The organism is Parasaccharibacter sp. TMW 2.1888 (assembly GCF_023167265.1).
Taxonomy (GTDB): Bacteria; Pseudomonadota; Alphaproteobacteria; order Acetobacterales; family Acetobacteraceae; genus Bombella; species Bombella apis.
In genome coordinates, this window is sequence record NZ_CP030979.1 from 486,744 (window position 1) to 500,498 (window position 13,755).

Sequence of the window (13,755 nt, forward strand, 5' to 3'; positions counted from 1 at the left end):
TCATTTGTCCGTCACCGCCCGGTCCGTCCGGGTCTGCGCCCTGACCACGGAACTCAGCCCCGTATCCACGGTCGTCTCGACAGAGAAACCCATCCGCAGCAGGCGGGCCAGAGGCTGCCCCGGCACCAGCGTGATCTTGACGGGCAGACGCTGGACGATCTTGGTGAAGTTGCCGGTCGCATTCTCCGGGGCCAGAGGCGCAAAGGCCGCACCGGAGGCCGGAGGCACGCTGTCCACAACACCATCAAGGTCGATGTCGTACGCATCCACATGGATGTGGGCCTTCTGGCCGGGGCGCATGTGCTGGAGGGCCAGCTCCCGATAGTTCGCCTCGATCCAGAGCTGGTCCATCGGCACGACCACCATCAGGGCTGCGCCATCAGGCACATAGTTGCCGCTCTGCACCGTGCGCTCCCCGACCATGCCATCAGAGGGCGCACGGATGGCCGTATAGGACAGGTTCAGCTCGGCCTGATGCACCCGTGCCCGGTCCACGTCCACCTGACGGCGGCTGGAATCCTGCCGGGCCTCCAGCACACGGAGCTGCGCCTCGGCGGCATCCCTCTGGGCCTCCGCTGCCTGAAGGGACGCCGTCAGATCATCCAGACTGGCCCGGGTCCGCTCACCCTCTTCCCGGCTGCCTGCACCATTGAGGGCCAGATGGGCATAGCGGCTGGCATTCTGCCGTGCGAACAGGAGCTGGGCGGAAAGCTGGGCCACCCGTGCCTTTGCCTCGGCAATGATGGCGGGCTGGCGGGCCACGCTGGCAGCGGCATCCATCACGAGGGCACGGTCATGGGCTTCCACCGCCCGGGCCTGGTCCAGGGCCGTCTGATAGTCCCGTGGGTCCAGCTGCACCAGAATGTCCCCGGCATGGACGGTCTGGTTGTCATCCACCGGGACGGACACGACCTGCCCCGGCACACGGGGAGCAATGACGCTGTAATGGGCCGTCACGTAGGCATCATTCGTCCAGACATGCGCTGCGGGCACAAAAACAATGACCAGCACGCTGATGATGAAGGCAAGGATGATCCCCCCGGCCAGCAGGAACGGCCAGCGTCGCCGTCTTTCCCGTGCCAGAGCAGCCCCGTCACTCGGAACCGTTCTGGTGACACTGGCCTGCGGGCGGGCATCTCCGGCCTGTTTGTCTGATTTCTGCGTCATCCCCATCTCCCCCGCCTTGTCATGCCCATCATCCCGTGTCTCTGCTCTTCCCTCATGCCCTGATTGTCTCCTTGTGATGAGCTGCCGGATGGTCAGGGGATTTCCTTGCTCCACGGGGAGCGAACACGACCCATGGCGGATAGGTCCGCACGGGGACAAGCAGGATGAAAACCATCAATACCCCCAGCAGGGCGGCCAGAACGCAGAACAGGTCCGACAGGGTCAGAACGGCTGTCTGATGATGGAACTGCTCCTTGAGGTACCCCATGCTTCCCCGATAGCGGGGCCGTCCATCCGGCAGGAGCGGTGTCGGACTCTGGATGAGCGGGCTGCTGCCCTGCACCAGCGCATAACGATACTGCCCCAGATGATCCGCCAACCTGTCCGAATGAAGCCCGCCCCGCCAGCGGCCCACAAGCTCCATCAGCCATGTACCACCAACCATCATGAAGGCCCGTGGCATGTTCACCAGAGCCACGGCAAAGGGCGATTCTTCCGCCACCACAGCATTGGTAGACATCAGCAGAAGGGAGGACAGCACCATCACACCGCCAATCCCCTGAAGAAACTGCCAGAGATAGAATTCCGGCCTCTGCCACACGGAAGTGACCAGTGAATCTCCACAACAGGCGATGAACATGCAGACCATGCCGAAGAAGCCGACAATCCGGCAATCCACATCCCGCCGGTTGAGCAGGTAACCCACCAGCGGGGCTATGGCGATCTCCACGGCGGCGACTTCCAGCGTCACGAGATAGCTCTGCTCGGGCCGGTACCCCACAACCTTCGTCAGGAACTGCAAGGGCACGGCGGAGGCCGAAAGGGACACCACCACGAACAGGCTGATCCCCCCGACCCCGTAAATGTAATTGTTCCGGCTGAGCAGCTGAAAACGGAAAAACGGCAAAGGATGCTTCCATTCATTCCAGATCAGCAGTGGCACAGCTGCCAGCCCGATGGCGCCCAGCACACAGACCAGCGGTGAATTGAACCAGTCCAGCCAGTCCCCAAGGGAGAGGACGGTCGTCAGGCACCAGGCCGCCACGGCAAAGAACAGAAGGCCATACCCGTTGAAAATCTGGAGCCGGTGATGCTGTGGCTCCATGACGGGCATCCCGTACCAGATGAGCAGCCCTGCCAATGCTCCCAGCGGAATGGCCTGAAGGAAGATCCACTGCCAGCTGAGCAGGTCCGTCCATAATCCGGCAAGCATTGTCCCAAGATAGGGGAAACAGGTGGAAACCAGCGTGTAGGCCACCAGGCCATAGGCCCGGAGGTTGAAGGGCAGTATCTTGAGAATGGAAAACATGAGCAGCGGGATGGCGAAACCACCGGCCAGCCCCTGCACACTCCGCAGGATGTAAAGCAGGAGCGGCGTCTGGCAGAACGCCGTGGGCACGATGCTGCACACCGCCAGTCCCAGCACGAAAAAGGCCCACCGCCGCAGGCTGAAAGTAATGGCCATCCACGGCGAAAGTCCGGCCCCGATGACCTGTGCTGACGTATAGAGACTGACAAACCAGCGGGACGGATCATGGCTCAGCCCCATCCCGCCCATGATGTCATTGAGACCCTGCGCCGAGACCTGTTCGTTCAGTGTCGTCATGATGGCCGTCAGCAGCACACCGGACAGGCCGATGATTGACGTCATATGAGCACGAACAGCCTGCAACAATCCCTCCTGACTGACTGGTCAGAGTTGTATCAGGGAACGGGATACATTTTAACTGAAAGATCACTTTTTCATGATTATCCGACCAGTCTGTTACCTGAATACAACAGGCACCCCGTCCACACTCTTTCCTGTAGCGAGATACAAAAATGGCGGGGTACAGCCATGCCGTACAGCCCGCCATCTTTCAGACCGGGGGAACTCCCCCGGTTCATGCAGCGCCAGTCTTAGCGCAGGCCCAGAGCCTTGGTCCGCTTGGCGACTTCCTCAGGAGACGCATCGCCAGCTGTCAGCCAGGAACCACCGACACAGCCAACGGTCGGCAGGGCCAGCCAGTCCTTGTAGGTAGCCTCAGTGATGCCGCCTGTCGGGCAGAAACGCACGCCAAGGTTACCAAACACGGCGGACAGACCCTTGAGGGCCGGGATGCCACCGTTGGTCATGGCCGGGAAGAACTTGAAGCGGCGCAGCCCCAGGTCCAGACCCATCATGATGTCGCTAGCATTGGCCGTGCCGGGCAGGAACGGAATGTCACGCTCCAGCGCACCCTTGGCCAGAGCCGGCGTGATGCCGGGACTGACGATGAACTTCGCACCGGCCTTGATGGCCTTGTCCATCTGCTCGGTATTCAGCACCGTACCGGCACCGACCAGAGCTCCCTCAACCTTGGACATCTCAGAGATGACATCCAGAGCAGCCGGTGTACGCAGTGTCACTTCCAGAGTGGAGATGCCACCAGCGACCAGAGCCTCGGCGATCGGACGGGCCTTGGCCACATCCTCAACCACCAGAACAGGCATAATCGGGCTGCGGTCCATCACCGCATCCAGTCTCTCGATGTAGCTCATACCTCGGTTCCTTTCTCAACATCGTCACCGATTTCTTCAAGTTCACGATCCATCATGAACAGCATCGGTGAAGCACCCTCTTCGGCGGACGGAGCCACCTCACGCATGAGGGCGAACAGTTCACGCCCCGTACCGGCTGTCGCACGGTGCGGCTTGGTCGGCGTGCGGGCGGCCCATTCCTTCTCATCCACCAGAGCTTCCAGCTTGCCGGTGCGGGCACAGACACGGATGACATCGCCATCACGCACCTTGGCGAGCGGTCCGCCCACCTGGGCTTCTGGACCAACATGCACCACGGCCGGAACCTTGCCGCTGGCACCGGAGAGACGGCCATCCGTCACCAGAGCCACCTTGAAACCCTGGTCCAGCTCGACGCCGAGGGACGGGATCAGGTTGTGCAGCTCGGGCATCCCGTTGCCACGGGGCCCCTGGCCGATGACGACCACAACGACATCACGATGCAGCTCGCCAGCCTTCTGGGCTTCCTTCACGGCGGTCTGGGACTGGAAAACACGGGCCGGAGCCTCGATGGTCAGCAGGTTGTCTGCCACGGCGCTGGACTTGTACACGCCACGGCCCAGATTGCCCTGAAGCAGCTGGATGCCCCCCACCGGGTGGAACGGCTCCTTCGCACCACGCAGGATTTCCGGATCGCTGGAAGGCTTGGCCGGCGTGTAGACGACGTTCTTGTCATTCCCCATCAGGGCACGCTTGGCGTAGTCCTCAAGGCCGTTTTCGGAGATGGTCGGAGCATCACGGTGCAGCAGACCTGCATCGGACAGCTCGGCGATGACCGTCGGCAGGCCACCAACCTCGTTGAACTTGTTCACATCGGACGGACCGCTCGGATAGACCTTGCAGAGTGTCGGCACGACGGCGGAGAGATCGGAGAAATCTTCCCAGTTCACGATGATGCCAGCAGCACGGGCCACGGCCGGGATATGGATGGTATGGTTCGTGGAACCACCTGTTGCCATCAGGCCGACAATCGCATTGACGATGGCCTTCTCATTGACAACTTCCGCCATCGGGCGGGGATCCTTGCCCTTGTTGCTGATCTCGACCAGACGATGCACACTGGCACGTGTCATGGCCTGACGCAGTGGCGTATCAACCGGAATGAAGGAGGAATCCGGCATCATCAGCCCAAGGAACTCCGCCATCATCTGGTTGGTATTGGCCGTACCATAGAAAGTACAGGTCCCTTCGCTGTGATAGGAAGCCATTTCGGCTTTCATCAGCTCATCCTTGCCGATCTTGCCCTGCACATAGAGCTGACGGACACGGACCTTTTCCTTGTTCGGCAGGCCGGAGGTCATCGGGCCGGAGGGGATCAGCATACCCGGCAGGTGGCCGAAGCGCAGCGCACCCATCAGCAGGCCCGGCACGATCTTGTCGCAGATGCCAAGCAGAGCAACACCATCATACATGGCATGGCTGAGACCGACAGCCGTGGACTGGGCGATCACATCACGGGAGAACAGGGAGAGGTCCATCCCCTCCTGCCCCTGCGTAACGCCGTCACACATGGCCGGAGCCCCACCAGCAACCTGAGCCGTAGCACCAACCTCACGCGCAAAAACCTTCATCTGCTCTGGATAACGGCCATAGGGCTCGTGTGCGGAGAGCATGTCATTATAGGTCGTAATGATCCCCAGATTGGGACGCTGCTCAAACACCAGCTCCTGCTTGTCAGCAGCGCTGGAGGCAGCGACGGCGTGAGCCAGGTTGCCACAGGTCAGCCGGGACCTGTCTGCACCTTTTTCACGATTACGCTCCATAAGAGTGAGGTAACGACGGCGGGACGTCTTGGACCGCTCAATAATTCTGGACGTTACACTCTCAACAACGGAATTCAGAGACATTGAAGCACTCGCTGTTCGGCTGGACACCCCACAGACAGACGGATAATTCCCCCTGAGAGACACGGCATCATATTATCATCGCTCGCTTTCCACTCTCATCGAGGAAAGCATGCATCGCCTTTTTTAGGGAAAGACGTCTCACCGGGCAAGCGGGCCACCCATGCACATCTCAGTCATCATCATCTCGCCTACGGCAAGTCCATTTTACGAAAAAGGGCAGTTTCCGGTGGGTTTTTAAAGAAAAACCCAGCTGGAGCCTCATGCTGCCATGCATGAAACTCCAGTCTGGGCTTTGTGAAACGAACCCCTCGGCATGCCGGATCAGAGCTCAGCTGGGCGAGTCACGCCCCTGCTCCTCCTCACGGAAGCTCGGCCACTGGCCATCAGCCAGAGAAACGAGAGACGGCGTGGCCACATGGAGACGGCGGCCATATACCCAGTCATTGGTCAGAACATTGCGTACATACTGGCGCGTTTCCGGGCTGGGCAGGCACTCTATGAACATCAGCGGGTCCTGAAGACCCTTCTGGCCGCTTTCCCATCGGAGAATGGCCTGCGGTCCCGCATTGTAGGAGGCCAGAACTTTCAGCAGCGACGCCCCATCACTCTGTTCCCCCTGGGCAAGGCTGTGGGCCAGATAAAGCATATAGAGCTGCCCGACCTCCAGATTATAGCCCGGCTCCCGCAGGCGGCGCTGCATTTCCTGATTGAAATCATCACTGGAGGCCGCTGCAACCGTCTGAGGCAGGTGGTACTGCTCACTTACGAAGCTGGCCGTCGTCGGCCTCACCTGCATCATCCCGTACGCCCCGGCAGCCGATGATGCCGTGGCGTCAAAATTGGATTCCATCCGGGCCACCGCATAAACGAGCGCCGACGACAGACGGAAACCATGATGGGGCCGCAGGTCGGGCAATGGCCCCAGAGCATCCTTGAACTCTTCTTTATGATCCAGTTTTGCCAGCGCCTGCTCCATCTGGTCAGCCAGAGCACGCATCCCGGCCTTTCTGACGACGAGCTGGAGCGAATGTGCCCGAACAGGGTCAGCCAGCGCATCCTGCCACATCTGGCGGGCCAGCATCTCGGCACGCCCCTGCTCACCGAGCTGGATCAGGGCGAAAAGATGCTCCCCCTCTCCCATGGAGGCCACGACATTAATGTCCACCTCACTCAGGGATGCCTGCTTCGCACCAGCCCGCCCGATCGTGGAAAGGGCGCCGGAAACGGCAGCGGCCTGTGATTTCTCGGAATGCAGCAGGCGCCCGGCCAGCAGGCCATAGAAACTCTCACTCTGCACGGATGTCCGGCGCAGCCATGTACGATACAGGGCTGTCTTGCCGTGCCGCTCCGCCACACGTCCGGCCCAGAAAGACGCCGCAGCCTGCACGTCACCATCTGTCTGCTCGGCATTGGCCGCCGTTTCGAACAGGCTGTAGGCCGCATCAAGCTGGCCCTCCCGCCAGGCAGCCAGACCAGCTGCAAAAGCAGGAAGCCCAACCCGGTACTGCCCTTTCTCCAGTCCGGCAGAACCAACACGCAGCGCTGTCCGTGTATCACCCTGGCTCAGAGCCTGCATGGCAATCTCGCCATACAGCTGGGCAGCATAAGCCGGAGACATCCCCGGTGTGACACGCAGCTGGGCCAGTGCCCTGCGGACACCTTCCTCCCCGGAGGAGGCCTTGTCCATGAGGTCCCGCTCCAGAAAACCATTGCGGACCAGTGTCTGGGAAAAGGGCGTCGCCCGGTCGGACTGCTGGATATCCGCAACATTCCGGTACCCGGCAGACGGGGCAGCAGCAGACACCCCCCGACGCAGCTCTTCCTGCTTCTGCCTGAGCAGCGGGGCATCAGGAAGAGCCGGATAACGACGGAGCCAGCTGTCCAGCTCGGACTCGGAAGGAGTGAAATATATACTCAGGTACCGCTCGGCCAGATAATCCGGCAGCAGGAGCTGTCCCGCCGTGCCATCCGTCCCCGGGCCATGGGTCAATTCCCCGAGACGGGCCGCATCACCTGAGCGGACTGCCGCAAAAAGCGCCCTGTAGTGTCCGGCCACCGTGGCCGGCAAAGGATGAGGCAGGGAAACCCCCACCATGGAAGAAGGTGGTGCATCGTGGCCCTCACCGTCTGAATACTCCGGCACGTGGGACGGAAAAGAAAGAGCCTGCCCCTGCGCCGGAAAAACAGTGTTTCCCGCCAGAATGGCAGCACCGAGAACGGCACCACGCCACACTGCGGGAGACCCACATGGCAATATCCATCGCATAATGCCGAGGGACGTAACCCGCTTTTATTTTTCTGGCAACCCTTGACGTCAAGCCAGACAATTCCAGTGTGCCTTTCATAGTAACGGCTCCCTAGCCAGGAATCCAGAATATTCTTCTGATTTTACACGCTGTTAGCTTTTTTTCTGTATCTGGTCAGCGATAGAATTAAGAAATTATGAAATTCACTCCCATTGCGGCCCTCAGCCTCCTGCATCAACACCTGTTCCCGACTACGAATCGGCAGCCTGCGCTGCTTCCTGTGAGAGAGTCGCATCCAGCAGGAGCATGTCAGCCCACAGCGCCTTCCGTCGTCCCGCCGTTTCCCCCAGCTGGGCCGGGTGCCAGAGAGGTAACAGAGGCACACCCCCCTCCAGCCCCGGCACATGAGCCTCATGCCAGCGCCCCCGCAACTGACTCAGCCGGGAGGTATTCTGTAAGAGCATGGCAGCGGGCGTACTGCCCATCGTCACAATCCGGCGAGGTCGTGCCAGTGCCACTGCCCTGTGCAGAATGGGCAGGCAGGCTTCCACATCACGCTGTGAGGCACGCTGCCCTCCCGGCGGGCGCCAGGGGATGGCCGGCGCCATGGAAAGCTGGGACCGCTTCAACCCTATGGAGGCCAATATCCTGTCCAACAGGGCCCCCATGGGACCAGCGAAAAGAGTTCCATGCCGGTCCTCATCCTCATTTGGCACATCCCCCACCAGCAGAAATGGGGCTCCCTCCACGATGACAGGTGCCAGATGATGCTTGGCCGTCCGCATCAGGCCAACGCCCGGCAGCTGCTGGCTGGCCTTCAGCAGGGCGGCAACATCCCGGGCCGCAGCGATATCAGCCAACACCTCGTCCCGCCCCCTGACAACACGACGGGACGCGGAAGGTTTCTCCACTGGAGCAGCAGCCTTCTGGCGGGCCCGCACACGATCCGGCAGAACAGGGCTCTCACCCCAGACATCCCACGGCATGTCCTCCATGACAGCATCCACACCCCATTCCTGATGCAGACGGAGGGCAGCAAGAGCATCCTGAGCAGAGCAGGCCGGGAAAGATGCCATGATGAGCGAGATCTCTTCTCTACAGTTCCACGGGATGAAGGGGCGGCTGCACCCCCTCATGGTCTTTGAGCTTTCAATTTGTTACATAGCCTCATCGGAAATGAACACCCCTCCCCCGGACATGGTGCCAGAGCAGATCAGTCTCCCGCCTTGCCCGGCCTCTTCTGCAAGGATGCCCTGCCATGGCGCTGCATCAGGATATGGCTCACGCCAAGATCAATCTGTTCCTCCACGTCACCGGGCGCCGTGAAGACGGATACCACCTGCTGGACAGTCTGGCTGTCTTTGCTGGAGCGGGTGACCATCTCCACCTCTCCACCGGACCACAGGGTCAGGCAGACAGCCTCACGCTACAGGGTCCTTTCGCAAAAGGGCTGGAAGCGGATGAAAACAACCTTGTCCTGAAGGCCGCCCGGGCCCTGCGCCAGACCCGGGGGGAGGAAGCAGCCAGACAGCCCGCCGCTGCCCTCACGCTGGAAAAACGGCTACCGGTGGCATCCGGCATTGGCGGGGGCTCTGCCGATGCCGCCTGCGCCCTGCGCCTGCTGACCCGTTACTGGAGCCTCCCAATGGAAGCGGCCGCCCATGTCGCCCCAACACTGGGGGCGGATGTCCCAGTCTGTCTGGCACAAAAAGCCACACGCATGGAAGGGATTGGTGACATCCTGACAGCAGCCCCACCCCTGCCAGAGATGGGGATGCTTCTGGTCAATCCGGGGGTCGGTGTCTCCACCCCGAGCATTTTCCGACGTCTGGCAGAAACAGGCGGCATCACCCCCCGCCCGCCACTTGCCTTCCCGGAAGCAGGCTGGCCCACGCTGGACGCTCTCATCGCCTTTCTGGCGCAGACGGAAAACGACCTCCAACCCCATGCCATCGCTCAGGCGCCCGTCATTGCGACCGTACTGGAAACTCTAGCAACCCTACCGCAGGTGCGGTTCCATCGCATGAGTGGGTCAGGAGCGACCTGTTTCGCCCTGTTCGAGACAGCTGACCAAGCCATCAGGGCCGCAGACCATCTGATGGACAGGGACATAGCCCAGGCATGGTGGCACTGGGCAGGACCGGTCCTGCCCTGAACCCACCGGCATTCAGAATGCCCTGCAACAGAAAAGGCCCGCTGCGGAAGAGCGGGCCTTTTTCCATATCAGGAACAACCAGAACCAGCTTACTGTGCTGCACTCTTCAGCCGGGTGTTGCATTCGGAGTAATAACCGCCACCCTTCTGGATCCATTTCAGGCTGCCATTACGCCCGCTGCTTTTATTGGCATTATACTGTGCCAGGCAGGTCTTCATACGCGCCTTGCCCGGTGAGAGAGACGCAAACTCCGGCGAAACACGAGCCGGGAACAGGACATTCCCACTGGCAACCGGAGCAGCTGCGGCTGGCGCAGCCGGCTTGCCTGTCTCAGCCGGGGCAGAAGCGACCGGCGTGGAGGCAGCAGGAGACTGGGACTGAGCTGCCGCAGCGCTGCCCGTGCAATGGTCCAGCTTGAAATCGGCATACTTCTGACCATTCAGCGTACCGGCCTTCTTCGCATCGCTGAAAGCCTGACGACAGGCCGCCGCAGACATCTTGCCCGCTGGAGACGGAGCAGCCAGAGCGCCCTGAACACCCAGTACGGAACAGGCCACCATGGGCAGGCACAGACGCAACAGTTTCATAGTCTCACCCCTTTTTCATCGTTCGTGATAGCGCAGCCACAGGGGCAGAACGCCACAGTCAGCCGGGCGGATAGCCCGGCCTCACCGTACTGCCTACCAGCCTTATAGGGCTGCCCTGCCTCCGGCAAGAGACAAAACAGCCCTGCCAGTGCCTCAGTTCAGTCGCTCGCCATGCTGGGTCAGGTCCAGACCCATCTGCTCTTCCTCGGCAGAGACACGCATACCGATCAGCCTGTCCACAACCCAGAAAATGAGGGCCGTCAGCACGACAGACCAGACAATCGTGACACCGACAGCCTCAGCCTGCCGGAGAAGCTGGCTCCATCCGCCGCTCACACCGGCAGGACTGGCTGCCGTCGCTGAAAGCGGCCCATAAGCAAACACACCTGTCAAAAGGGCTCCGACAATGCCACCAACACCATGCACACCAAAGGCATCCAGACTGTCATCATAGCCTAGCCTGTTCTTCAGCACGGCAGCGCTGTAGAAGCAGACGCCACCGGCTATCAGCCCGATGGCCAGAGCCCCACCGGGCAGCACATAGCCAGCAGCCGGGGTCACAGCCACAAGGCCCGCCACCGCACCGGAGATGATGCCCAGCGCCGTCGGCTTGCCATGCCGCCACCATTCCACCACCATCCAGCCAACACCACCACCAGCAGCGGCGATCTGCGTTGTCAGCATGGCCATGCCGGCACGGCCATTCGCACCGAGTGCCGACCCGGCATTGAAGCCGAACCAGCCCACCCAGAGCAGGGAAGCCCCGATGATGGCATAGGCCAGATTGTGCGGGGACATATCATCCCGCTTCAGCCCATACCGACGGCCGATCATGATGGCACAGACAAGACCAGCCACCCCGGAATTGATATGCACGACCGTTCCACCCGCAAAATCCACGGCACCAAGACCAGCCACCCAGCCCAGCGGACTCCAGACCCAATGGGCAATGGGAGAATAGACCAGCAGGGACCAGAGGATCGTGAACACGCAAAGTGCCGCAAAGCGGATTCGCCCGGCAAAAGCGCCTGTCAGCAGGGCTGGCGTGATGATGGCGAAGGTCATCTGATACATCAGATAGACACTTTCCGGGATGGTCATGGGGGTTTCAGCCGAAGTCCCGGCGCCCAGCGTGAAGGCTCCGTCCGCACCCTGATGGATATGCTCTGCCACACCCCCCAAGAAGAAACGGGACAGATCACCAATCCAGGGTGTGCCCGTCGTGAAGGCCAGACTGTAGCCCAGCACCATCCAGACAATGCTGACAATACAGCATATGCCAAAAGACTGGATCATGGTGGACAACACGTTTTTGCGCCGCACCATCCCGGCATAGAAAAGAGCCAGACCAGGAATGGTCATCAACAGGACCAGCACCGTGCTGACCAGCATCCAGGCGGTATCACCCGTATCAATCGCACGCATCACAGAGCTCCCTCGCCGGTTTCCCCAGTACGGATGCGCACCATCTGTTCCACATTGGTAACCATGATCTTCCCATCGCCGATGCGGCCTGTCCGGGCCGTCTCCGTGATGGCCTGGATGATGTCTGGCACGCGCTCATCCGCCACGACTGTCTCCACCCTGATCTTGGCAATGAAGCTGACCGTATATTCCGCCCCACGGTAAATTTCCGTCTGGCCTTTCTGGCGCCCAAAGCCCCGCACCTCCGTCACTGTCAGGCCATGCACGCCAAGCTCGGCAAGAGCTTCCCGCACATCGTCCAGTTTGAACGGTTTGATGATCGCCGTTACAAGTTTCATCCCTTGCGGCCCTCTCCCATGGCTCTTCTGCTGCATGAAGACAAAATCGTGCCACCTTCATAACGATTTCTGCAAGACTTTCTTTTCCGCAAGGATAGGGCTAGACACGATAGACCTGCTCCTTTGACGGAAAGTACCGCCATGACGGGAGCATCCTGCCATTCACCGGGCCGGAAGGAACATCTGCCATGGGCACGGATTACGACCTCTGCATAAATGGTGGTGGCCCCATCGGGGCGACACTGGCCTGCCTGCTTGCGCAGAAAGGGCTGCGCATCCTCCTTCTGGAGCGGGCTCCCCTCTCTCCCACCCCAGCGCAGAATCCCGATGGCCGGGCGTATGCCCTTGCTGAAGGCGTCCGCCCCCTGCTGGAAGAAGCGGGAATCTGGCAGGCCCTGCCCCTGTCTCCCCAACCCATCACCACCATCCATGTCACCGATAGTCAGGGGCGCATTCCCTCGGCATCCCGCAGCAGCATTGCAGACGGGCTGAGCTTTACCGGTGATGATGCCCCAGAAGGCCGCCCCTTCGGCTGGATGGTGGAAGCCCACAACCTTCTGGCAGCCATCGCCCGTACCCTGATGGCCCAGCCGGGGCTGGATGTCCGGGCACCAGCAACGGGCCGCTTCACCTTCTCGCCCGACAGCGCCCGGATCACCCTGGATACGGGGGACACCGTTACGGCCTCCCTTGTCATTGCCGCAGACGGGCGACGCTCCCTCCTCCGCGAGCAGGCCGGCATCGGGCTGACCCGCATTCCCTATCACAAGGTTGCCCTGGTCAGCGTTCTGGCCCATGAGAAACCCCATCACGGCAGTGCTCTGGAAAACTTCCTGCCGCAGGGGCCTTTCGCCCGGCTCCCTCTTCCTGCCACCGAAGCCCACCCTCACCGCTCCGCCATCGTCTGGACAGACCGGCCCGAGCGCATCGACCATTTCACCCGGCTTGATGCCCGCAGCTTTGCCCGGCTGGTTCAGGACCGTCTCTGTGGGGAAGACCTTGGTGCGCTGGAGCAGGCGGGCACCCACTGGACGTACCCTCTGGCATCGCAATATGCCCATCGCTATTGCGCCACACGGCTGCTTCTGGCCGGGGATGCAGCGCACGGGCTGCACCCCGTGGCGGGTCAGGGCATGAATCTCGGCTTCCGTGATGTCCGCACCCTGAATGACCTTCTGGGAGACGCCCATGCGCAGGGACAGGATCTAGGAGACCCTGCACTGCTGCGACGCTATCAGCATCTCAGCCGTCCGGGCAATCTCGCCATGCTGGCAGGCTGCGACATGATGGAGCGGCTCTTCAGCACCGACATGCCCCTCATCCGTCATGCTCGCCATGCGGGACTCATGGCCCTGAAGCGCCTGCCATCCCTGCGTCATGGTTTTGTCCAACGTGCCATGGGGCTATAAGAAAACAGCTATGGCCACTTTTCTCGACAGGTTTCCACACTCC

Annotated in this window: 11 protein-coding genes; 2 read left to right on the forward strand and 9 right to left on the reverse strand. The window is 61.2% G+C overall.

The window, feature by feature from the left end:
- From DTQ13_RS02230 to DTQ13_RS02255, 6 genes are all read right to left on the reverse strand, one after another.
- Complete coding sequence (locus tag DTQ13_RS02230; RefSeq protein WP_248461014.1) at window positions 1-1,167, reverse strand: HlyD family secretion protein; 1,167 nt, start codon at window positions 1,165-1,167, stop codon at window positions 1-3.
- 52 nt (window positions 1,168-1,219) lie between these two features.
- A complete protein-coding gene (locus DTQ13_RS02235) occupies window positions 1,220-2,818 on the reverse strand; it encodes an MFS transporter (RefSeq protein WP_081562705.1) in 1,599 nt (532 codons plus the stop codon).
- A gap of 248 nt (window positions 2,819-3,066) precedes the next feature.
- Window positions 3,067-3,687 (reverse strand): bifunctional 4-hydroxy-2-oxoglutarate aldolase/2-dehydro-3-deoxy-phosphogluconate aldolase, encoded by a 621-nt coding sequence (gene eda / locus DTQ13_RS02240; protein ID WP_043558277.1) that lies wholly within the window; start codon window positions 3,685-3,687, stop codon window positions 3,067-3,069.
- A complete protein-coding gene (edd, locus tag DTQ13_RS02245; RefSeq protein WP_248461015.1) occupies window positions 3,684-5,552 on the reverse strand; it encodes a phosphogluconate dehydratase in 1,869 nt (622 codons plus the stop codon). The genes eda and edd overlap by 4 nt, the downstream gene beginning before the upstream one ends.
- Window positions 5,553-5,880: 328 nt before the next feature.
- A complete protein-coding gene (locus DTQ13_RS02250) occupies window positions 5,881-7,647 on the reverse strand; it encodes a transglycosylase SLT domain-containing protein (RefSeq protein WP_248461016.1) in 1,767 nt (588 codons plus the stop codon).
- Between the two features lie 402 nt (window positions 7,648-8,049).
- Window positions 8,050-8,874: a uracil-DNA glycosylase gene (locus DTQ13_RS02255; RefSeq protein WP_181005177.1), complete on the reverse strand. Its 825-nt coding sequence runs from the start codon at window positions 8,872-8,874 to the stop codon at window positions 8,050-8,052.
- Window positions 8,875-9,056: 182 nt separating this feature from the next.
- Between DTQ13_RS02255 and DTQ13_RS02260 the strand changes: the two genes are divergently transcribed.
- Complete coding sequence (locus DTQ13_RS02260) at window positions 9,057-9,953, forward strand: 4-(cytidine 5'-diphospho)-2-C-methyl-D-erythritol kinase (protein WP_043558269.1); 897 nt, start codon at window positions 9,057-9,059, stop codon at window positions 9,951-9,953.
- A gap of 89 nt (window positions 9,954-10,042) precedes the next feature.
- On the opposite strand, the gene DTQ13_RS02265 is transcribed toward DTQ13_RS02260, so the two are convergent.
- From DTQ13_RS02265 to DTQ13_RS02275, 3 genes are all read right to left on the reverse strand, one after another.
- Entirely contained in the window at window positions 10,043-10,540 is a 498-nt protein-coding gene (locus DTQ13_RS02265) for a hypothetical protein (RefSeq protein ID WP_081562712.1), read from the reverse strand.
- Between the two features lie 153 nt (window positions 10,541-10,693).
- On the reverse strand, window positions 10,694-11,965 hold the full coding sequence (locus tag DTQ13_RS02270) for an ammonium transporter (RefSeq protein WP_248461017.1): 1,272 nt from the start codon (window positions 11,963-11,965) through the stop codon (window positions 10,694-10,696).
- Window positions 11,965-12,303: a P-II family nitrogen regulator gene (locus DTQ13_RS02275; protein WP_043558265.1), complete on the reverse strand. Its 339-nt coding sequence runs from the start codon at window positions 12,301-12,303 to the stop codon at window positions 11,965-11,967. Before DTQ13_RS02275 ends, DTQ13_RS02270 begins: the two co-directional genes overlap by 1 nt.
- 188 nt (window positions 12,304-12,491) lie before the next feature.
- Between DTQ13_RS02275 and DTQ13_RS02280 the strand changes: the two genes are divergently transcribed.
- Window positions 12,492-13,712, forward strand: a complete 1,221-nt coding sequence (locus DTQ13_RS02280; RefSeq protein WP_248461018.1) for an FAD-dependent monooxygenase — start codon at window positions 12,492-12,494, stop codon at window positions 13,710-13,712.
- Window positions 13,713-13,755: the final 43 nt, after the last annotated feature.